Origin of the sequence: Pseudomonas chlororaphis subsp. chlororaphis (assembly GCF_003945765.1) — a bacterium.
Lineage (GTDB): Bacteria > Pseudomonadota > Gammaproteobacteria > Pseudomonadales > Pseudomonadaceae > Aquipseudomonas > Aquipseudomonas chlororaphis.
The window spans coordinates 2155828-2175641 of record NZ_CP027712.1; the positions used below are offsets into that span (position 1 = coordinate 2155828).

The window sequence follows — 19814 nt, forward strand, 5'->3', positions numbered from 1 at the left end:
TTAACGAATTTGTGGGCCGATGAACCGGCTCTTGGCTTCAACGTGGACGCTTTCGTCGTCGGCGTCCTTGAGGATGAACTTCACCTCGTTGGTGCTCGACGGCAGTTGTTCCGGCGAGCTCGACAGCTCGACCGGCATGCTGACGATATCGCCGGCCGCCACCTTGATCTCGCGCCGGCCTTGCAGCTTGAGGTCCGGCAGGCCGGCGGCGTCCAGTACGTAGGTATGGTCGCGCTGGTCCTTGTTCATGATCTTCAGGCTGTAGACGTTCTCGATCCGGCCTTCGGCGTTCTCGCGATAGAGCACGCGGTCCTTGCTGACATCGAAGCCCACCAGCGAGCGCATGAAGAAGGCCGTGACCAGCAGGCTGATCATCGCCAGCAGCACCAGCGCATAACCGATCAGGCGTGGACGCAGTTTATGGGTTTTCTGTCCGGACAGGTTGTGTTCGGTGGTGTAGCTGATCAGGCCGCGCGGGTAGTCCATCTTGTCCATGATGTTGTCGCAGGCATCGATACAGGCGGCGCAGCCGATGCATTCGATCTGCAGGCCGTCACGGATGTCGATACCGGTCGGGCAGACCTGCACGCACATGGTGCAGTCGATGCAATCGCCCAGGCCCATGGCCTTGTAGTCGGCGCCTTTCTTGCGCGGGCCGCGACCTTCGCCGCGACGTGGGTCGTAGGAGACGATCAGGGTGTCTTTATCGAACATCACGCTCTGGAAGCGTGCGTAGGGGCACATGTAGATGCACACCTGTTCGCGCAGCCAGCCGGCGTTGCCATAGGTGGCGAGGGTGAAGAAGCCGACCCAGAAATACGACCAGCCATCGGCCTGGCCGGTGAAGAAGTCGATGACCAGCTCGCGGATCGGCGAGAAGTAACCGACGAAGGTCATGCCGGTAACGAAGCCGATCAGCAGCCAAAGGCTGTGTTTGCTGAACTTGCGCAGGAACTTGTTGGCGCTCATCGGCGCCTTGTCGAGCTTGATGCGCTGGTTGCGGTCGCCTTCGGTGACCTTCTCGCACCACATGAAGATCCAGGTCCAGACGCTTTGCGGGCAGGTATAGCCGCACCAGACGCGCCCGGCGTACACGGTGATGAAAAACAGGCCGAAGGCGGCGATGATCAAAAGCCCCGACAGCAGGATGAAATCCTGGGGCCAGAAGGTGGCACCGAAGATGAAGAACTTGCGTTCCGGCAGGTTCCACCAGACGGCCTGGTGGCCGCCCCAGTTGAGCCACACCGTACCGAAATACAGCAGGAACAGGGCCGCACCGCCAACCATCCGCAAGTTGCGGAAGAGGCCAGTGAAAGCGCGTGTGTAGATTTTTTCCCGAGAGGCGTAGAGATCTACGCTGTTGTTCGAATTCTTGGCAGGAGGGGTGACGTCATGTACCGGAATCTGGTTGCTCATCATTGCATCCCACGGCAGTGGAGAAATGCCCCGGTCAGTACGTGCCGACCGCGATCAAATAGGGTGTTGCAGTGGCGCAATGATACGCCTGTCGCTCTAGCTCAAGGGTGCGACCTTTGGTCGCGTTGGGGGAATTCAATTGATGGTGTAATGACTTGAATCAATTGACTTATGAATTATGGACGCTTTTCGCCGTGGCCGCGCCCCATTGCGTAGCGCGATGCGGGGGAAGGGGCGAAACAAAAAGGTCCCGCCAATTTCCATTGGCGGGGCCTTTTTTTGTTACCCGAAGGTGTCTGCCTTACTCGGCGTCCGCCGGCTTGTCACTGTGGGACAGGCTGTAGACGTAAGCGGCCAGCAGGTGAACCTTGTCGTTGCCTTGCAGCTGTTCCTGGGCAGGCATCTGGCCCTGACGGCCGTAACGGATGGTCTGCTGCAGTTGGGCGAAGCTCGAGCCGTAGATGAACGCGCCCGGGTGGGTCAGGTCAGGCGCGCCCATGGCTGGGGTGCCTTTACCGGCCGGACCGTGGCACGCCACGCAGTTGGCGGCGAAGATCTTCTGGCCGTTGGCCGGGTCGGCCTTGGCGCTTTCCGGCAGCTTGCGGCCATCGAGGTTGGTCAGCACGTAGGCGGCCACATCGCTGACGCCTTGTTCGCCGATGACTTCGGCCCAGGCCGGCATTACCGCGTGACGACCGCCCATGATGGTGGTCTTGATGGTCTCCGGCTCGCCGCCCCAGCGCCAGTCGGCGTCGGTCAGGTTCGGGAAGCCATAGGCGCCCTTGGCGTCGGAGCCGTGGCAGACCGAGCAGTTGGAGGCGAACAGGCGGCCACCCATCTTCAGGGCTTGCGGGTCCTTGGCGACTTCTTCGATCGGCATGGAGGCGAACTTGGCGAAGATCGGACCGAACTTGGCGTCCGACTTGGCCATTTCCTTTTCCCACTCATGCACGCCGGTCCAGCCGGTCTGGCCGTTGGCGAAGGGGGTCTGCTTTTCGGTGTCCAGGTAGTTGTAGCCTGGCAGCAGGCCTTTCCAGTTACCCAGGCCCGGGTAGAGCACCAGGTAACCCAGGGCGAAGACGATGGTGCCGACGAACAACATGAACCACCATTTCGGCAGCGGGTTGTCGTACTCCTCGATCCCGTCGAAGGAGTGGCCGACCGTCTCGTCGGTCTGCTCGGCGCGCTGGCCCTTGCGGGTCGACAGCAGCAGCCAGGTCAGGGCGAAAATGGTACCCAGACTGAGGACTGTGACGTACAGACTCCAGAACGTAGTCATTCTTTGTTACTCCTAGAAGCTTGCTCGACGTGCTTGATGGCTTCGGGATCATCCGCGAACGGCAGCAAGGTCGCGTCTTCGAACTCGGACTTGCGCTTGGGGCTGAATACCCACAGCGCCAGGCCGATGAAGGCCACCATCACCACTACGGTGCCCAGGCCACGAATCATCCCGATATCCATCTAAATCACCGTTTGCTTTTGATGATGGTGCCAAGGCCTTGCAGATAGGCCACCAGCGCGTCCATTTCGGTTTTGCCCTTCACGGCATCCTTGGCACCGGCGATGTCTTCGTCGGTGTAAGGGACGCCGAGGGTGCGCAAGACTTCCATTTTTTTCGCGGTGTCTTTGCCGTCGAGCTTGTTTTCTACGAGGAACGGGTAAGCCGGCATTTTCGACTCGGGTACAACGTTGCGCGGGTTGTACAAGTGCGCACGCTGCCAGTCATCGGAGTAACGACCACCGACGCGGGCCAGGTCCGGACCGGTACGCTTGGAACCCCACAGGAACGGGTGGTCCCAGACGCTTTCACCGGCGACCGAGTAGTGGCCGTAACGTTCGGTTTCAGCACGGAACGGACGGATCATCTGCGAGTGGCAGCCGACACAGCCGTTGGCGATATAGACGTCGCGGCCTTCCAGTTCCAGGGCGGTGCGCGGCTTCATGCCTTCCACCGGCTTGTTGGTGACGTCCTGGAAGAACAGCGGGACGATCTGGGTCAGGCCGCCGATGCTGACGGCGATGACCATGAAGAAGGCCAGCAGGCCGATATTCTTCTCTACTGCTTCATGCTTCATCAGTGAGCTCCAACTACAGAGATCTGAGCGGCGGCTTCAGCTTCAGCCGGGTTCGAGGCGCGAACGGTGCGGAACACGTTGTACGCCATGAACAGCATGCCGGCGGCAAAGAACGCACCGCCCAGGGCGCGCACGATGAAACCAGGGTGGCTGGCCTGCAAGGCTTCGACGAAGGAGTAGGTGAGGGTGCCGTCATCGTTGATTGCACGCCACATCAGGCCCTGGGTGATGCCGTTGACCCACATCGAGGCGATGTACAGCACGGTACCGATGGTTGCCAGCCAGAAGTGGGTGTTGATCAGGCCGATGCTGTGCATCTGCTGGCGACCGAAGACTTTCGGGATCATGTGGTACAGGGCGCCGATGGAGATCATTGCTACCCAGCCCAGAGCGCCGGCGTGGACGTGGCCGATGGTCCAGTCGGTGTAGTGCGACAGCGAGTTGACGGTCTTGATCGCCATCATCGGACCTTCGAAGGTCGACATGCCGTAGAACGCCAGGGACACCACCAGGAACCGCAGGATCGGGTCGGTGCGCAGCTTATGCCAGGCGCCCGAGAGGGTCATCATGCCGTTGATCATGCCGCCCCAGCTTGGCGCCAGCAGGATGATCGACATGGCCATGCCCAGGGATTGTGCCCAGTCCGGCAGCGCGGTGTAGTGCAGGTGGTGCGGACCGGCCCAGATGTACAGGGTGATCAGCGCCCAGAAGTGCACGATGGACAGGCGATAGGAGTAGATCGGACGCTCGGCCTGTTTCGGCACGAAGTAGTACATCATCCCCAGGAAGCCGGTGGTCAGGAAGAAGCCCACGGCGTTGTGGCCGTACCACCACTGGATCATGGCGTCGGTTGCGCCCGAGTAGGCCGAGTAGGACTTGAAGAAGCTGACCGGCAGGGAAGCGTGGTTGACGATATGCAGCATCGCGGTGACCACGATGAAGGCACCGTAGAACCAGTTACCCACATAGATGTGCTTGGTCTTGCGCTTGACGATGGTGCCGAAGAACACCAGACCGTAGGTGACCCAGACGATGGCCAGCAGGATAGCCAGGGGCCATTCCAGTTCCGCGTATTCCTTGGTGGTGGTGTAACCCAGCGGCAAGGTAACGATCGCGCCGACGATCACGGCTTGCCAACCCCAGAAGGTGAAGGCCGCCAGGCTGTCGGAAATCAGTCGCGTTTGGCAGGTTCGCTGCACGACGTAGTAAGAAGTGGCAAACAACGCACATCCACCGAAGGCGAAAATCACCAGGTTGGTGTGCAGCGGGCGCAGGCGTCCAAAGGTCGTCCATGGCAGACCGAAGTTCAACTCCGGCCAGACCAGTTGCGAGGCGATGAAGACACCGAGCCCCATGCCAAGGATCCCCCAGACCACCGTCATGATGGCGAACTGGCGGACTACCTTATAGTTATAAGCAGTCGGACTGATTGCTGTGCTCATTCTAAGGTTCCACGGTTTGGGTGTTTTATTAGGAGTAAAAATCGGCCGCAAGTATGGAGAAAGCAGGGGGTCATTGCAACGCGCCATGACCTGGGTCAATGCTTTCAAAAGCTGATTCTGCGGCCTTTCCATGCGCGGAGTAAGGACAAAATCGGCCCAGGACAAAATGTCGCAGCGGATGAAAAAGGCGAGGGGGTACAGGTCAGTTGTAACCGGGTGTGTGGAAAGCCATTGAGCGAGCGACAGACGGTAAGTGGCACGACAGCCGGTATACACCAGCCTTTGCGGCCTGTCCTCGAACGACGGCTTCGAATGGAGCGGCTACTTCTGGTCTGTGACCGGCCATTGCCAGTCCACTGCGAAGCAGCTTAGACCTGAATCCGGAGAGTGGAAAGGCAGAGGGTAGAGAGGGTGCGACACTTGGTCGCGCAGAGGCAGGGAACTGCCGCATCGAGCGATGCGGCAGTGGGTGGAGCGGTTATTGCTCGCTTGGGGTCTCGGTCTGCGGCTGGCTGGCCGCGTTGTGGGACAGGCTGTAGACGTAGGCCGCGAGCAGCTGCACCTTGTCGTTGCCCAGCAGTTCGCTCTGCGCCGGCATGTGGCCCTGGCGACCATGGCGAATGGTCTGTTGCAACTGGGTCAGGCTGGTGCCGTAGATGAAGCCCGCCGGTTGCGTCAGGTTCGGCGCGCCCATGATTTCCGTGCCCTGGCCGTTGGCGCCGTGACAGGCGACGCAGGTGGTGCTGAACGCCTGTTTGCCGGCGACCAGGTCGGCACTGCTGTCGGCGGGCAACGGCAGGCCGGCGAGTTCGTGACGCACATAGGCCGCGACGTTCTTCACCCCGTCCTCGCCCAGCACTTCACCCCAGGCCGGCATGGCCGCCATGCGACCGCCCATGATGGTGGCCTTGATGGTGTCGGCGTTGCCGCCCCAGCGCCAGTTGTTGTCGGCCAGGTTAGGGAAGCCGAAGGCGCCCTTGGCATCCGAGCCGTGGCACACCGAGCAGTTGGAAGCGAACAGGCGTCCGCCCATTTTCAGCGCCCGCGGATCCTTGGCCACTTCTTCCACGGGCATGGCGGCGAACTTGGCGAAGATCGGGCCGAACTTGGCGTCTGCCTTGTCCATTTCCTTTTCCCACTCGTGCACGCCGGTCCAGCCATTTTCATAGCCGGGCAGGATGCCTTTCCAGTTGCCCAGACCCGGGTAGAGGATCAGGTAGCCGACGGAAAACACCAGGGTGCCGGCGAACAGCATGAACCACCACTGCGGCAGCGGGTTGTCGTACTCCTCGATGCCGTCGAAGCTGTGGCCCATGGTCTGGTCGACGCTGCCCTTGGTCTCGCCCTTGCGCGTGCCGATCAACAGCCAGGTCAGGCCGATCAGGCTGCCGATGGTCAGTACGCAGATGTACGTACTCCAGAAGGTGGTCATGGCCGAATGCTCCTTGTCGCGTGCTCTTCGGATTGAGCGTCATCAGATGGATTGCCGTGCACTTGCGGCGAAGGTTCGTCGGCGAAGGGCAGCAGGCGCGCCTGGGCGAACTCCGGGTTGCGCTTGGCGTTGAAGACCCAGATCGACAGGCCGATGAAGGCAATCATCACCACCAGCGTGCCGAGCCCGCGGATCATGCCGCTATCGAGTTCAAGAACCATGGCTCACCTCTTGCTCTTGATCGCAGTGCCAAGCACTTGCAGGTAGGCGACCAGGGCATCCATCTCGGTCTTGCCCTTGAGGGAGGCGACGGCACCGGCGATATCGTCGTCGTTGTACGGCACGCCGAGGGTGCGCATGGCGCGCAGCTTGGTCTCGGTGTGGCTGCTGTCGACCTGTTGGGTGACCAGCCATGGGTAGGCCGGCATCTTCGACTCGGGCACCACGTTGCGCGGGTTGTACAGGTGCGCGCGGTGCCAGTCGTCGGAGTAGCGGGCGCCGACCCGGGCCAGGTCCGGACCGGTACGCTTGGAACCCCACAGGAACGGGTGGTCCCAGACGCTTTCACCGGCGACCGAGTAGTGGCCGTAGCGTTCGGTCTCGGCGCGGAACGGGCGGATCATCTGCGAGTGGCAACCGACGCAGCCTTCGCGGATGTAGATATCGCGGCCTTCCAGCTGCAGGGCGGTGTAGGGCTTCATGCCTTCCACCGGCTTGTTGGTGACGTCCTGGAAGAACAGCGGGACGATCTGGGTCAGACCGCCGATGCTCACGGCAAATACCATCAGCAGCATCAGCAGGCCGACGTTTTTCTCGATGACTTCGTGTTTCATGGCGGACTCCTCAGGCCATCTGCGCAGCGGCGGTGATTTCGGCAGGCTGGGCCGCGCGCACGGTGCGCCAGGTGTTGTAGGCCATCAGCAACATGCCGAAGAGGAAGATCGCGCCACCGACCAGCCGCACGATGAAGCCTGGGTGGCTGGCCACCAGGGTTTCGACGAAGGAGTAGGTCAGCGTCCCGTCTTCATTGACGGCGCGCCACATCAGGCCCTGGGCGATGCCGTTGACCCACATCGAGGCGATGTAGAGCACGGTGCCGATGGTGGCGAGCCAGAAGTGCGCGTTGATCAGGCCGATGCTGTGCATCTGCTGGCGACCGAAGACTTTCGGGATCATGTGATACAGCGCGCCGATGGAAATCATCGCCACCCAGCCCAGGGCGCCGGCGTGGACGTGGCCGATGGTCCAGTCGGTGTAGTGGGAGAGGGCGTTGACGGTCTTGATCGCCATCATCGGACCTTCGAAGGTCGACATGCCGTAGAACGCCAGGGACACCACCAGGAACCGCAGGATCGGGTCGCTGCGCAACTTATGCCAGGCACCCGACAGAGTCATCATGCCGTTGATCATGCCGCCCCAGCTCGGTGCCAGGAGGATCAGCGACATCACCATGCCCAGGGACTGCGCCCAGTCCGGCAGCGCGGTGTAATGCAGGTGGTGCGGGCCGGCCCAGATGTACAGGGTGATCAGCGCCCAGAAGTGCACGATGGACAGGCGATAGGAATACACCGGACGCTCGGCCTGCTTGGGTACGAAGTAGTACATCATCCCCAGGAAACCCGCGGTCAGGAAGAAGCCCACCGCGTTGTGGCCGTACCACCATTGCACCATGGCGTCGGTCGCACCGGCATACACCGAGTAGGACTTGGTCAGGCTGACGGGCAGTTCCAGGTTGTTGACGATGTGCAGGATGGCCACGGTGATGATGAAACCGCCGAAGAACCAGTTGCCGACGTAGATGTGCTTGGTGTTGCGCTTCATCACCGTGCCGAAGAACACGATGGCGTACGCCACCCAGACGATGGTGATGAGGATGTCGATCGGCCATTCCAGCTCGGCGTATTCCTTGGAGCTGGTGTAGCCCAGCGGCAGGCTGATGGCCGCCAGGAGGATTACCAGCTGCCAGCCCCAGAAGCAGAACGCGGCGATTCTCGGCGCGAACAGCTGGGTCTGGCAGGTGCGTTGCACCGAGTAGAAGGAGCTGGCGAACAAGGCGCAGCCGCCAAAGGCGAAGATCACCGCGTTGGTGTGCAACGGGCGCAGGCGACCGAAACTGGTCCAGGGCAGGTTGAAGTTGAGTTCGGGCCAGACCAACTGGGCAGCGAGAAAAACCCCGAGCCCCATGCCGACGATGCCCCACACCACCGTCATAATGGCGAATTGGCGGACCACCTTGTAGTTGTAGGCGGTACTGATAGAAGTGTTCATGGTTCCCCATCCACGGTTCAGCTGAAGTGAAAGCGACTGCGCACGGCAAGGCGCGCTCACTTCTTCTGGAGTTATAGGCAGACTAAAAGCGAGGTAAGCATGGGCAAACGGCAAGGGGCTGTTATTGACGGGGATCAATGGGCGCAGTGCGTGCGGGAACGGGGCTGGCTCTGGGATGTCGCGCAGCCGTCGCCGGCCGGCGAACCGCTGACCCTGATCCTGGCCCATGGCGCTGGCGCGCCGATGGACAGCGCTTTCATGAACGATATGGCCACACGCCTTGCGGCGCATGGGGTCAACGTCCTGCGCTTCGAGTTTCCCTATATGGCCCAGCGTCGCCTCGATGGTGGCAAACGGCCGCCTAATCCGGCGCCGAAGCTGCTGGAGTGCTGGCGCGAGGTCTATGCCCAGGTGCGACCTCATGTCGCTGGGCAGTTGGCCATCGGCGGCAAGTCCATGGGCGGGCGCATGGCCAGTTTGCTCGCCGACGAGCTGGGCGCCGATGCGCTGGTGTGCCTGGGGTATCCGTTTTATGCCGCCGGCAAGCCGGAGAAACCGCGGGTCGCCCACCTGGCCGAATTGCGCACCACGACCCTGATCGTCCAGGGCGAGCGCGACGCCCTCGGCAACCGGGCGGCGGTCGAAGCCTATGCGCTGGCGCCGGCTATCGAGCTGTTCTGGCTGGCGGCGGCCGACCATGACCTGAAACCGCTCAAGGCCTCAGGCTTCACCCATGAGCAGCACCTGGAAGCGGCGGCGCGGAAGGTCGCCGAGGTCTTGCGCCAGTTGAATGGCTGAACGCTTTTTGACTGTAGGAGCGAAGCTTGCTCGCGATTGTTTTTCAAGGCGACAACGGTGGCGGCTGCCAAGCTCCATCGCAAGCAAGCTTCGCTCCTACAGATACAGAAGACGCGCGTGGTGCTGGAAAACAGGCAATAAAAAACCCGGAAGGCGAACCTTCCGGGTTTTTTGTCTGGCTTCGGTTTAGCGGTTGAAGCGTTCGACCAACGAGTACTGCGTGTTGGCGGTGCGGGTCAGCTCTTCGCTGAGTTGTGCCGAATGCTGCGCCTGCTCCGAGGTCTGGTCGGCCAGTTGGGCGATGGTGCTGATGTTGCGGCTGATCTCCTCGGCCACGGCGCTTTGCTCTTCGGTGGCGGCGGCGATCTGGGTGGTCATGTCGGTGATGTTGGCCACCGCTTCGCTGATGCCCACCAGCGCCTGGTCGGCTTCCAGCACCCGGGCCACGCCTTCCTCGGCCTGACGGTGTCCGGCGTCCATGGTCTGCACCGCCGTGCTGGCGGTTTGCTGGAGCTTGGCGATCAGGGTGTGGATCTGCCCGGTGGATTCGCTGGTGCGTTGCGCCAGTTGGCGAACCTCATCGGCCACCACCGCGAAGCCGCGGCCCATTTCCCCGGCGCGAGCCGCTTCGATGGCCGCGTTCAGCGCCAGCAGGTTGGTCTGGTCGGCGATGCCCTTGATCACATCGACCACGCCACCGATTTCGTCGCTGTCCTTGGCCAGTTGGGTCACGGTCAGGCCGGTTTCGCCCACCACCACCGACAGGCGCTGGATCGCTTCGCGGGTTTCCCCGGCGATGTCGCGACCGCGTCCGGTGAGGCGGTTGGCTTCCTGGGTGGCATCGGCGGTGCGCTGCACGTGGCTGGCCACTTCCTGGGTGGTGGCGGCCATCTGGTTGACCGCGGTGGCCACCTGTTCGGTTTCCACGCGCTGGCGTTCCAGGCCGCTGGAGCTGTTGTGCGCCAGGGTGTCGGACTGCCGCGCCTGCTCGTTGAGGTGCTCGGCGGTATCCTGCAGGCGGGTAAGGCAGGTTTTCAGGCGGGCTTCCTGGCTGAGGATCGACATCTCCAGGCGCGCCTGGGCGCCACGGCTGTCGGTGTACATCTGGGCGATCAGCGGGTCGGAGGTGGTCTGCTCGGCCAGGCGCAGCAAACGCTTGAGGCCGCGCTGTTGCCAGCTCAGCCCGAGCAGGCCGAGCGGCACGCAAAGGCCGGCGGCGAGGGCAAAGCCCCAGGAAGAGTTGAGCCAGGCGCCAATCAGGAAGCTCAGCTGGCTGATCAGGATGAATGGCAGCCAGTCCTGAAGTATCGGCAGCCATTTGTCGCGTTTCGGAATGGCCGACTTGCCCTGGTTGATGCGTTGGTAAAGCGCTTCGGCGCGGCGGATCTGCTCGGCGGTGGGCTTGACCCGCACCGACTCGTAGCCGACCACTTGCTGGCCTTCGAAGACCGGTGTCACGTAGGCGTTGACCCAGTAATGGTCACCGGTCTTGCAGCGATTCTTGACAATGCCCATCCATGGCAAGCCTTGTTTCAGGGTGGCCCACATGTGCGCGAACACCGCGGCCGGGACGTCGGGGTGACGGACCAGATTGTGCGGTGCGCGGACCAGTTCCTCACGAGAAAACCCGCTGATTTCAACGAAGGCATCGTTGCAGTAGGTGATCACGCCTTTGGCATCGGTGGTGGAGATCAACCGTTGCTGAGTCGGAAAGGTACGTTCGCGCTGGGTGACGGGCTGGTTGTTACGCATGGTTTTTCTATCCGCAAGGCTTTGATAGGTTGTCGGCGGCCTTCGCCAATTATTGAGGTTTTTTTCAGTAATTTGAGAAGTGCCTCATTGACAGGGGCCTTATTTTGCAAGCAGGGGCGAGGGGGCGCGGCGAAGCCGAGGCCCGTCCAGGGAGCCCCGGCCTGGCCAGGGTCACCCCGCGAGCATCGGGTAGGTGAACAGCCCGAAGTGCAGCAGGTTCAAGCCGAAATGGGTGGCCACCGCGGCGCCCAGGCCGCCAAAGCGGTAGGCCAGGCCGTAGCCGACCCCGGCGATGCTCGCCAGCAGCCACCATTGCCAGCCGGCGCCCACATGCACCAGGCCGAACAGCAGGGCCGCGCACATCAGTGCCAGGTTTTCACCATAGGGCAGGTGCTTGAGGCGACGGCTCAGGCCGCCCTGGATGTAGCCACGGAACAGCGCTTCTTCCACCAGGGTGACCAGCAGCAGGTTGTTCAGCACCCACAGCCAGGCCTGGTCCGGCCATTTCGGCGCCCAACTGATGATGCCCAGCAACACCGCTCCGCCCAGGGCCGCCAGGGCGGTCAGGGTCAAGGCCAGGGCAGTGGTATAGAGGGACAGGCGCAGCGAGCGGCGCCCGATGATCCAGGGGCAGACCAGCAACAGCCAGAAGCCGATCAGCGGCTTGTCCTGGTTCAGGTACATGGAAAACGGCACGGCATCGGCGGTGAAGCGTTGCGGGCCGATCGCCCGGCCATTGTAGAAACCGGGGAGCCAGTGCATGGCCAGCGCCAGGGCCAGTACCACGAACAGGCCGTGTCCCAGGTAGCGCGCGTAAGGGCTTTTCTGCTGGCGCACGGCAAAGCCCGCGCACAGCAGCAAGGCGACGGAAACCGCCGCCAGCAGGCCCAGTTGGCCGTAGCTCAGGGCCAGGGCGTAACCAATGGAGAGAAGTGCCAGGTACATCCATGGCAGAACAGTCATGTGGAATCCTTGTTGCGAAAAGAATGGAATCAGCCGCTCGCGCAACCTGCGTCGGCGGTTACTGGATAGAACGAGCGGGCGGCCAGTATAACGAGGCGCGGGCGATGAATAAGTGAAACAAAAACACCGCCCGTAGGCGGTGTTGGTGTTGCAGCATGGCGTTACGCGGCGATCAGTTGCCGCAGGACGTAGTGCAGGATCCCGCCGGACTTGAAGTATTCCACTTCGTTCAGGGTGTCGATGCGGCACAGCACCTCGACCTTTTCCTGGCTGCCATCCTCGTGGGTGATCACCAGGGTCAGGTTCATCCGCGGTGTCAGCTCGATACCGGTCAGGCCCTGGATATCCAGGGTTTCCTTGCCAGTGAGGTTCAGGCTCTTGCGGTTCTGATCGAGCTTGAACTGCAGCGGCAGCACGCCCATGCCCACCAGGTTGGAGCGGTGGATGCGCTCGAAGCTCTCGGCGATCACCGCCTTGACCCCCAGCAGGTTGGTGCCCTTGGCGGCCCAGTCGCGGCTGGAGCCGGTGCCGTATTCCTGGCCGGCAATCACCACCAGCGGTGTAGCCGATTGCTGGTACAGCATGGCCGCGTCATAGATCGCCAGTTTCTCGCCGGTGGGGATGTAGATCGTGTTGCCGCCTTCTTCGCCGCCGAGCATTTCGTTGCGGATGCGGATGTTGGCGAAGGTGCCGCGCATCATCACCTGGTGGTTACCGCGACGCGAGCCGTAGGAGTTGAAGTCCCGCGGTTCCACGCCCTGCTCGCGCAGGTAGCGGCCGGCCGGGCTGTCGGCCTTGATGTTGCCGGCCGGGGAAATGTGGTCGGTGGTCACCGAGTCGCCCAGCAGCGCCAGGACCCGCGCGCCCTCGATATCCTTGATCACCGGCAGCGGGCCGGCGATGTCGTCGAAGAAGGGTGGATGCTGGATATAGGTGGAATCCGCCTGCCACACGTAGGTCGCGGCTTGCGGTACTTCGATGGCTTGCCACTGGGCGTCGCCGGCGAACACCTCGGCGTATTCCTTGTGGAACATCCGGGTGTTGACCTGGGTGACGGCCTCGGCGATTTCCTGGCTGCTCGGCCAGATGTCGCGCAGGTAGACCGGCTTGCCGTCCTTGCCTTCGCCCAGCGGCTCGCTGCTGATATCGATGCGCACGCTGCCGGCCAGGGCATAGGCCACCACCAGCGGCGGCGAGGCCAGCCAGTTGGTTTTCACCAGCGGGTGCACCCGGCCTTCGAAGTTGCGGTTGCCGGACAGCACCGAGGCGACGGTCAGGTCGGCTTTCTGGATGGCTTTCTCGATCGGTTCCGGCAAGGGGCCGGAGTTGCCGATGCAGGTGGTGCAGCCATAACCCACCAGGTCGAAGCCCAGGGCGTCGAGGTATTGGGTCAACCCGGCGGCCTTGTAGTAGTCGGTGACCACTTTCGAACCCGGGGCCAGCGAACTCTTCACCCAGGGCTTGCGCTTGAGACCCTTTTCCACAGCCTTTTTCGCCACCAGGCCGGCGGCCATCATCACGCTGGGGTTGGAGGTGTTGGTACAGGAGGTAATGGCGGCGATCACCACCGCACCGTTTTTCAGGCGGTAGGTCTGACCATTGTGGGCGTAATCGACTTCGCCTATCAGGTCGGCACTGCCCACGGCCACGCCGCCACCGCCTTCGCTTTCCAGGCGGCCTTCTTCCTTGCTGGTGGGCTTGAACTGCAGATCGAGAAAGTCGGTGAAGGCCTGGCCGACGTTGGGCAGGGAGACCCGGTCCTGCGGCCGCTTCGGCCCGGCCAGGCTGGCTTCCACCGTGCCCATGTCCAGCGCCAGGCTGTCGGTGAATACCGGCTCCTTGCCTGGCAGGCGCCACAGGCCCTGGATCTTGCTGTAGGCCTCCACCAGTTTCACCACAGCGTCCGGGCGGCCGGACAGGCGCAGGTATTCCAGGGTGACGTCATCCACTGGGAAGAAGCCGCAGGTGGCGCCGTATTCCGGGGCCATGTTGGCGATGGTGGCGCGGTCGGCCAGCGGCAAGTCGGCCAGGCCGTCGCCATAGAACTCGACGAATTTGCCGACCACGCCTTTCTTGCGCAGCATCTGGGTGACGGTCAGCACCAGGTCGGTGGCGGTGATGCCTTCCTTGAGCTTGCCGGTCAGTTTGAAACCTATGACTTCCGGGATCAGCATCGACACCGGCTGGCCGAGCATCGCCGCCTCGGCCTCGATGCCGCCGACGCCCCAGCCGAGTACGCCGAGGCCGTTGATCATGGTGGTGTGGGAGTCGGTGCCGACCAGGGTGTCGGGGAAGGCATAGGTGCGGCCGTCTTCGTCCTTGGTCCAGACCGTGCGGCCCAGGTATTCCAGGTTGACCTGGTGACAGATCCCGGTGCCCGGTGGCACCACGCTGAAGTTGTCGAAGGCGCTCTGGCCCCAGCGCAGGAAGGCATAACGCTCGCCGTTGCGCTGCATTTCAATGTCGACGTTCTGTTCGAAGGCGGTGTTGCTGCCGAACTTGTCGACCATCACCGAGTGGTCGATTACCAGGTCCACCGGTGACAGCGGGTTGATGCGTTGCGGGTCGCCGCCGGCCTTGGCCATGGCCGCGCGCATGGCCGCCAGGTCGACCACCGCCGGCACGCCGGTGAAGTCTTGCATCAGCACCCGCGCCGGGCGGTACTGGATCTCGCGATCCGAGCGGCGCTCCTTGAGCCAGGCGGCGAGGGCCTTGAGGTCGGCGCCGGTGACGGTCTTTTCGTCTTCCCAGCGCAGCAGGTTTTCCAGCAGGACTTTCAACGACATCGGCAGTTTGTCGAGATCGCCAAGGCGCTTGGCGGCTTCCGGCAGGCTGAAGTAGTGGTAGGTCTTGTCGTCGATTTTTAATGTTTTAAGGGTTTTCAGGCTATCGAGGGACGGCATTGAATCACTCCTTTTGGTCCGCACGGCTACGGACCTGACGGGACGGGCAGAGCTCTTAACCTAGCCCTGTTTTCAGTAGCTGGCTAATAACTGGACTCTATGGACAAGTCCAAGGTTCCGAACTCGGCTATCATGCGCCGGTTTTCGTGACAGGCTTTGCGCGCACTTCGGGCAGGTTTGCGCATGATTCATTGCCCATTGCCCAGGAGATTCGATGAACACCCTCTTTATGCACTGCCGGCCGGGCTTCGAAGGCGAAGTCTGTTCCGAGATCGCCGACCATGCCGCGCGCCTGAACGTGGCCGGGTACGCCAAGGCCAAGCCGAGCACCGCCTGTGCCGAGTTTGTGTGCAGCGAAGAAGACGGCGCCGAGCGCCTGATGCGCGAGCTGCGTTTCGCCGAGCTGATCTTCCCGCGGCAATGGGCGCGGGGCGTCTTCGTCGATCTGCCGGAAACCGACCGCATCAGCGTGATCCTGGCCCACCTGGCGAGCTTCCCGACCTGCGGCAGCCTGTGGCTGGAAGTGCTGGATACCAATGACGGCAAGGAGCTGTCGAACTTCTGCAAGAAATTCGAAGCACCGCTGCGCAAGGCCCTGACGGCGGCCGGCAAGCTGGTGGACGATGCCGGCAAGCCGCGCTTGCTGTTGACCTTCAAAAGCGGCCGCGAGGTATTTGTCGGCCTGGCGGCCGCAGGCAATTCGGCCATGTGGCCGATGGGCATTCCGCGCCTGAAGTTCCCCCGTGAGGCGCCTAGCCGCTCGACCCTGAAGTTGGAGGAGGCCTGGCACCATTTCATTCCTCGCGATCAGTGGGACGAGCGTCTGCACGGCGACATGACTGGCGTCGACCTGGGCGCGGCCCCGGGTGGCTGGACCTGGCAACTGGTCAACCGCGGCATGCTGGTCACTGCTGTCGATAACGGGCCAATGGCCGAAAGCCTTATGGACACTGGCCTGGTGCAGCACCTGATGGCCGATGGTTTCACCTTCAAGCCCAAGCAGCCGGTGGACTGGATGGTCTGCGACATCGTCGAAAAGCCGGCGCGCAACGCCGCCTTGCTGGAAACCTGGATCGGCGAGGGGCACTGCCGCGAAGCGGTGGTCAACCTGAAGCTGCCGATGAAGCAGCGTTACGCGGAAGTGAAGCGTTTGCTCGAGCGGATCGAGGACGGCTTCAAGGCCCGCGGCATTCGCGTGGCCATTGGCTGCAAGCAGCTGTACCACGACCGCGAAGAAGTGACCTGCCACCTGCGCCGGCTGGATGAAAAGAAGCCCAAGGCCCGTTGATCGTGGTTGCGGCGCAATGTCACAGATAGCGTCGATGCCGGCATTGCGCGACAATGCCGGCCAGTTTCAGGAGTGAGTTATGAGTCAAATCATCGATACGCCGGTCGACGGCACGCTGGATGCCACCGGGCTCAATTGCCCGGAGCCGGTCATGATGCTGCACCAGCATATTCGTGACCTGCAGCCCGGCGGCCTGCTCAAGGTGATCGCCACTGATCCCTCGACCCGCCGCGACATCCCCAAGTTCTGCGTGTTCCTCGACCATGAGCTGGTCGCCCAGCAGGAAGAGGCCGGCACCTATCTGTACTGGATTCGCAAGAAGTCCGGTTAAGCCACCGCCCGGCTGATGCGGATCCGCTTGCGCGCGCTGCGCGCCAGGCGGATCGACAGCATCAGCGCCGCGCAACTCAGGCCGGCGATCAAGCCTTCCCACAGCCCGCTCGGGCCGCTGGCAGGGCCGAACCAGTCGGTCAGCCCCAGCACATACCCCACCGGCAAACCGATGCCCCAATAGGCGAGCAGCGTCAGGACCATGGTCACCCGGGTGTCCTGGTAGCCACGCAGCGCGCCGGCGCAGATCACCTGGATCGCGTCGGAGAACTGGTAGAGCGCGGCATACACGATCAGCATCGCCGCCACCTGGATCACCGCGGTGTCCGGGGTGTAGATCGAGGCGATGGACTCACGCAGCAGCAGGATCAGGCTCGCGGAGAACAGGGCGAAGGCCAGCGCCGCACCCAGGCCGACGCCGGCGGCGAAGCGTGCCTGATGCGGGTTGCCTGCGCCCAGGGCCTGGCCGACCCGCACCGTGACCGCCATGCCCAGGGAATACGGAATCATGAACAGCAGGGAGCTGATGTTGAGGGCGATCTGGTGCCCGGCCACGACTGTGGCGCCGAGGCTGCCGATCAGCAGGGCGATCACCGCGAAGATGCTCGATTCGGCAAACACCGCGATGCCGATCGGCAGGCCGACGCTCAGCAAACGCTTGATCACCGCCCATTGCGGCCAGTCGAAACGCTTGAACAGCTGGCTGCTCTGGTAGGCCGGGGCCCAGCGGGTCCAGCCCGCCATGGCCAGCATCATCGCCCACATCACGATGGCCGTGGCCCAGCCGCAACCGACGCCGCCCATGGCCGGCACGCCGAGGTGGCCATAAATGAACACGTAGTTGATGGGGATGTTCAGGGCCAGGCCGAACAGGCCGATGACCATGCTTGGCCGGGTGCGGCCCAGGGCATCGCTGCAGCAACGCAGCACGTAATACAGCGCCACCGCCGGCAGGCCGCTGGCGATGCCGTGCAGGTATTCCATGCAGGGGCTGATCAGTGTCGGGTCGACCTTCATCAGGTGCAGCACCGGCTCGGCATTGACCAGAATCAGGCTGGCGCTCAGGCCGACCGCCAGAGCCAGCCACAGCGCCTGGCGCACGATCGGGCCGATCTCGCCATAGGTGCCGGCGCCGACCCGCTGGGCCACCTTGGGCGTGGTGGCCAGCAGGGTGCCAGTCATCAACAGGAACACCGGGATCCAGATCGAGTTGCCCAGCGCCACGGCCGCCAGGTCCCGTGGGCTGACCCGTCCGGCCATCACCGCATCGACGAAGCCCATGGCCGTGGTCGCCAGCTGCGCGATCATGATCGGCAAGGCCAGGGCCAGCAGGCTGCGCAGTTCAAGGCGCACCCGGGCCGGGCGGTTGAGGAAAGTGGCGGGAGTATTGGTCACGGAATTCACAGGCGAAGCGTCCACAGGGTTGATGCGCAGGGCGGCGTATTCTACGCATTGACGGATGAGTCAGGAAAAAACCTCTGTTGTCGATTTGTAAGTGCTGGCGGCGGTTGACGGAGTGGATTGCTCGCTGGCCGAAAATGGCCTTCTACGCCTAAACTGCGGCTCCGCGAAAGGAGCCTGCCATGCTGATTGTTGCCGACGAAAATATTCCCCTGCTCGATGCCTTTTTTGCCGGCTTCGGCGAGATCCGCCGTTTCCCGGGGCGGGCCATCGACCGCGCCGCCATCGAGGGCGCCGATGTGCTGCTGGTGCGTTCGGTGACCCAGGTCAGCCGCGCCTTGCTCGAAGGTAGCCAGGTGCGGTTTGTCGGTACCTGCACCATTGGCACCGACCATTTGGACCTCGAGTATTTCCGGGAGGCGGGCATTCGCTGGTCCAGCGCGCCAGGCTGTAATGCGCGCGGGGTGGTCGACTATGTGCTGGGCAGCCTGCTGACCCTGGCGGAAATCGAAGGCGCCGACCTGACGCAACGCACTTACGGCGTGGTGGGCGCGGGCGAGGTCGGTGGACGGCTGATCGAGGTGCTGCGCGGCCTGGGCTGGAAGGTCCTGGTCTGCGACCCGCCACGGCAGGTGGCGGAAGGTGGCGACTACGTCAGCCTGGAACAGATCCTCGCCCAGTGCGATGTCATCAGCCTGCACACCCCCTTGACCAAGGCCGGCGAGCTGCCGACCTGGCACCTGCTGGACAAGCAGCGCCTGCGGCAACTGCGCCCCGGTGCCTGGCTGATCAACGCCAGCCGTGGCGCGGTGGTGGATAACACTGCCCTGCGTGAAGTGCTGCTCGAGCGTGAAGACCTGCAGGCGGTGCTGGATGTCTGGGAGGGCGAGCCCCAGGTCGACGTGGCCCTGGCCGACCTGTGCGTACTGGCCACGCCGCACATCGCCGGTTACAGCCTCGATGGCCGGCAGCGTGGGACGGCGCAGATCTATCAGGCGCTGTGCGATTACCTTGGGCAGCCGCAAGCGATTCATTTGCGCGACCTGCTGCCCCGGCCATGGTTGTCGGAGGTGAGCCTCGATGCCCATAGCGACCCGGCCTGGTCCCTGGCGATGATCTGCCGAGCGGTCTACGACCCGCGGCGCGACGATGCGGATTTCCGCCGTAGCCTGGTGGGCAGCATGGCCGAGCAGCGCGCGGCCTTCGATGCGTTGCGCAAGGGTTATCCGCCGCGCCGTGAAATCGATGGGTTGGCCGTGCGCATCCAGGGCGAAGCGCCAGGCTTGCAGCAGATCGTCTCGGCCTTGGGCGCGGTGTCGGTTCGTTGATGGTTCGGGCCCGGTCGTTTGTGACGGGGCGACAAGGGTTCCGGCGGGCATAAAAAACCCGGCTTCAGGGCCGGGTCAAGAGGACGTGAGGCTATGTGTCAATCTTGCTGCGCAGGCTTGACCAGTCGCTTTTCCAGTTCGCGGCAGGCGTTCTGGATCATGTCTTCGGTGATCGGTACTTCGCGACCCTGAGCGTCGATGATGGCGCATCCCAGAGACTGGTCGGGGTGGGTACGAATCACTTCAATCTTGTCATTGCTGCTGTTTTGCAAGGACATGGCCTGTCTCCTCATCAGGTTGTGCGCTTACTTTAAAACCGCCAGGTGACCAAGCTGTGACAAGTCCCTGCAAGGTCCCACTACGGCGTTTTCTATCCGGGGAGTCCTCAGTCCAACAGAAATGTCTGTGGACTTCCACT

General features: G+C 62.9%; 19 protein-coding genes. 5 read left to right on the top strand and 14 right to left on the bottom strand.

Annotated elements, in window-relative coordinates:
* The 9 genes from ccoG to ccoN (C4K27_RS09870) form a co-directional block, all read right to left on the bottom strand.
* Entirely contained in the window at positions 1-1416 is a 1416-nt protein-coding gene (gene ccoG / locus C4K27_RS09830; protein ID WP_053260290.1) for a cytochrome c oxidase accessory protein CcoG, read from the bottom strand.
* Positions 1417-1717: 301 nt separating this feature from the next.
* Positions 1718-2695: a cytochrome-c oxidase, cbb3-type subunit III gene (ccoP, locus tag C4K27_RS09835; RefSeq protein WP_007922407.1), complete on the bottom strand. Its 978-nt coding sequence runs from the start codon at positions 2693-2695 to the stop codon at positions 1718-1720.
* Positions 2692-2877, bottom strand: a complete 186-nt coding sequence (locus C4K27_RS09840; RefSeq protein WP_003175465.1) for a CcoQ/FixQ family Cbb3-type cytochrome c oxidase assembly chaperone — start codon at positions 2875-2877, stop codon at positions 2692-2694. Before C4K27_RS09840 ends, ccoP (C4K27_RS09835) begins: the two co-directional genes overlap by 4 nt.
* Positions 2878-2882: 5 nt before the next feature.
* Complete coding sequence (gene ccoO / locus C4K27_RS09845) at positions 2883-3491, bottom strand: cytochrome-c oxidase, cbb3-type subunit II (protein ID WP_009042961.1); 609 nt, start codon at positions 3489-3491, stop codon at positions 2883-2885.
* Positions 3491-4933, bottom strand: coding sequence for a cytochrome-c oxidase, cbb3-type subunit I (ccoN, locus tag C4K27_RS09850; protein ID WP_007921354.1), 1443 nt, complete (start codon positions 4931-4933; stop codon positions 3491-3493). The genes ccoO (C4K27_RS09845) and ccoN (C4K27_RS09850) overlap by 1 nt, the downstream gene beginning before the upstream one ends.
* Positions 4934-5411: 478 nt before the next feature.
* Entirely contained in the window at positions 5412-6365 is a 954-nt protein-coding gene (gene ccoP / locus C4K27_RS09855; protein ID WP_053260291.1) for a cytochrome-c oxidase, cbb3-type subunit III, read from the bottom strand.
* Positions 6362-6586 carry a cbb3-type cytochrome oxidase subunit 3 gene (locus C4K27_RS09860; protein ID WP_007921351.1) on the bottom strand — a complete coding sequence of 75 codons (225 nt, stop codon included), beginning with the start codon at positions 6584-6586 and terminating at the stop codon, positions 6362-6364. Before C4K27_RS09860 ends, ccoP (C4K27_RS09855) begins: the two co-directional genes overlap by 4 nt.
* Positions 6587-6589: 3 nt before the next feature.
* Entirely contained in the window at positions 6590-7198 is a 609-nt protein-coding gene (ccoO, locus tag C4K27_RS09865; protein WP_007921349.1) for a cytochrome-c oxidase, cbb3-type subunit II, read from the bottom strand.
* A 10-nt stretch (positions 7199-7208) separates the two neighbouring features.
* On the bottom strand, positions 7209-8633 hold the full coding sequence (gene ccoN, locus C4K27_RS09870) for a cytochrome-c oxidase, cbb3-type subunit I (protein ID WP_053260292.1): 1425 nt from the start codon (positions 8631-8633) through the stop codon (positions 7209-7211).
* Between the two features lie 99 nt (positions 8634-8732).
* On the opposite strand from ccoN (C4K27_RS09870), the gene C4K27_RS09875 reads away from it, so the two are divergent.
* Entirely contained in the window at positions 8733-9431 is a 699-nt protein-coding gene (locus C4K27_RS09875; RefSeq protein ID WP_053260293.1) for an alpha/beta family hydrolase, read from the top strand.
* A gap of 26 nt (positions 9432-9457) precedes the next feature.
* Positions 9458-9628, top strand: coding sequence for a hypothetical protein (locus C4K27_RS31185; protein ID WP_155500332.1), 171 nt, complete (start codon positions 9458-9460; stop codon positions 9626-9628).
* Here C4K27_RS31185 and C4K27_RS09880 read toward each other — a convergent pair.
* The 3 genes from C4K27_RS09880 to acnA all read right to left on the bottom strand — a co-directional run bounded on the left by C4K27_RS09880 (position 9618) and on the right by acnA (position 15049).
* Positions 9618-11183, bottom strand: a complete 1566-nt coding sequence (locus tag C4K27_RS09880) for a methyl-accepting chemotaxis protein (RefSeq protein WP_007921342.1) — start codon at positions 11181-11183, stop codon at positions 9618-9620. The genes C4K27_RS31185 and C4K27_RS09880 overlap by 11 nt on opposite strands.
* Before the next feature lie 171 nt (positions 11184-11354).
* A complete protein-coding gene (locus tag C4K27_RS09885; RefSeq protein WP_053260294.1) occupies positions 11355-12146 on the bottom strand; it encodes a CPBP family intramembrane glutamic endopeptidase in 792 nt (263 codons plus the stop codon).
* 161 nt (positions 12147-12307) lie between these two features.
* Positions 12308-15049 (bottom strand): aconitate hydratase AcnA, encoded by a 2742-nt coding sequence (acnA, locus tag C4K27_RS09890; RefSeq protein WP_053260295.1) that lies wholly within the window; start codon positions 15047-15049, stop codon positions 12308-12310.
* Between the two features lie 214 nt (positions 15050-15263).
* Here acnA and rlmM point away from each other — a divergent pair, with 214 nt between their 5' ends.
* Together rlmM and tusA are read left to right on the top strand one after the other, a co-directional pair.
* The gene (gene rlmM / locus C4K27_RS09895; protein ID WP_053260296.1) at positions 15264-16337 is read left to right on the top strand and encodes a 23S rRNA (cytidine(2498)-2'-O)-methyltransferase RlmM; all 1074 of its coding nucleotides are present in this window, start codon (positions 15264-15266) and stop codon (positions 16335-16337) included.
* A gap of 79 nt (positions 16338-16416) precedes the next feature.
* Positions 16417-16668, top strand: coding sequence for a sulfurtransferase TusA (gene tusA, locus C4K27_RS09900; protein WP_007921329.1), 252 nt, complete (start codon positions 16417-16419; stop codon positions 16666-16668).
* Here tusA and C4K27_RS09905 read toward each other — a convergent pair.
* The gene (locus C4K27_RS09905) at positions 16665-18071 is read right to left on the bottom strand and encodes an MATE family efflux transporter (RefSeq protein ID WP_053260297.1); all 1407 of its coding nucleotides are present in this window, start codon (positions 18069-18071) and stop codon (positions 16665-16667) included. The two genes, tusA and C4K27_RS09905, sit on opposite strands and share 4 nt — an antisense overlap.
* Before the next feature lie 179 nt (positions 18072-18250).
* Between C4K27_RS09905 and pdxB the strand changes: the two genes are divergently transcribed.
* Complete coding sequence (gene pdxB, locus C4K27_RS09910; RefSeq protein WP_053260298.1) at positions 18251-19396, top strand: 4-phosphoerythronate dehydrogenase PdxB; 1146 nt, start codon at positions 18251-18253, stop codon at positions 19394-19396.
* A gap of 98 nt (positions 19397-19494) precedes the next feature.
* Here pdxB and C4K27_RS09915 read toward each other — a convergent pair whose 3' ends face one another.
* Positions 19495-19674: a PA1571 family protein gene (locus tag C4K27_RS09915; RefSeq protein WP_007921326.1), complete on the bottom strand. Its 180-nt coding sequence runs from the start codon at positions 19672-19674 to the stop codon at positions 19495-19497.
* Positions 19675-19814 lie beyond the last annotated feature (140 nt).

Excerpts from the sequence above, each read along its gene's own strand:
- ccoG (WP_053260290.1), bottom strand. The coding sequence starts at position 1,416 with ATGAGCAACCAGATTCCGGTACATGACGTCACCCCTCCTGCCAAGAAT.
- acnA (WP_053260295.1), bottom strand. The coding sequence starts at position 15,049 with ATGCCGTCCCTCGATAGCCTGAAAACCCTTAAAACATTAAAAATCGAC.
- C4K27_RS09915 (WP_007921326.1), bottom strand. The coding sequence starts at position 19,674 with ATGTCCTTGCAAAACAGCAGCAATGACAAGATTGAAGTGATTCGTACC.
- ccoN (WP_053260292.1), bottom strand. The coding sequence starts at position 8,633 with ATGAACACTTCTATCAGTACCGCCTACAACTACAAGGTGGTCCGCCAA.
- tusA (WP_007921329.1), top strand. The coding sequence starts at position 16,417 with ATGAGTCAAATCATCGATACGCCGGTCGACGGCACGCTGGATGCCACC.
- ccoN (WP_007921354.1), bottom strand. The coding sequence starts at position 4,933 with ATGAGCACAGCAATCAGTCCGACTGCTTATAACTATAAGGTAGTCCGC.
- C4K27_RS09880 (WP_007921342.1), bottom strand. The coding sequence starts at position 11,183 with ATGCGTAACAACCAGCCCGTCACCCAGCGCGAACGTACCTTTCCGACT.
- ccoO (WP_009042961.1), bottom strand. The coding sequence starts at position 3,491 with ATGAAGCATGAAGCAGTAGAGAAGAATATCGGCCTGCTGGCCTTCTTC.
- ccoO (WP_007921349.1), bottom strand. The coding sequence starts at position 7,198 with ATGAAACACGAAGTCATCGAGAAAAACGTCGGCCTGCTGATGCTGCTG.
- C4K27_RS09885 (WP_053260294.1), bottom strand. The coding sequence starts at position 12,146 with ATGACTGTTCTGCCATGGATGTACCTGGCACTTCTCTCCATTGGTTAC.
- ccoP (WP_007922407.1), bottom strand. The coding sequence starts at position 2,695 with ATGACTACGTTCTGGAGTCTGTACGTCACAGTCCTCAGTCTGGGTACC.
- rlmM (WP_053260296.1), top strand. The coding sequence starts at position 15,264 with ATGAACACCCTCTTTATGCACTGCCGGCCGGGCTTCGAAGGCGAAGTC.
- C4K27_RS09875 (WP_053260293.1), top strand. The coding sequence starts at position 8,733 with ATGGGCAAACGGCAAGGGGCTGTTATTGACGGGGATCAATGGGCGCAG.
- C4K27_RS09860 (WP_007921351.1), bottom strand. The coding sequence starts at position 6,586 with ATGGTTCTTGAACTCGATAGCGGCATGATCCGCGGGCTCGGCACGCTG.
- C4K27_RS09840 (WP_003175465.1), bottom strand. The coding sequence starts at position 2,877 with ATGGATATCGGGATGATTCGTGGCCTGGGCACCGTAGTGGTGATGGTG.
- ccoP (WP_053260291.1), bottom strand. The coding sequence starts at position 6,365 with ATGACCACCTTCTGGAGTACGTACATCTGCGTACTGACCATCGGCAGC.
- pdxB (WP_053260298.1), top strand. The coding sequence starts at position 18,251 with ATGCTGATTGTTGCCGACGAAAATATTCCCCTGCTCGATGCCTTTTTT.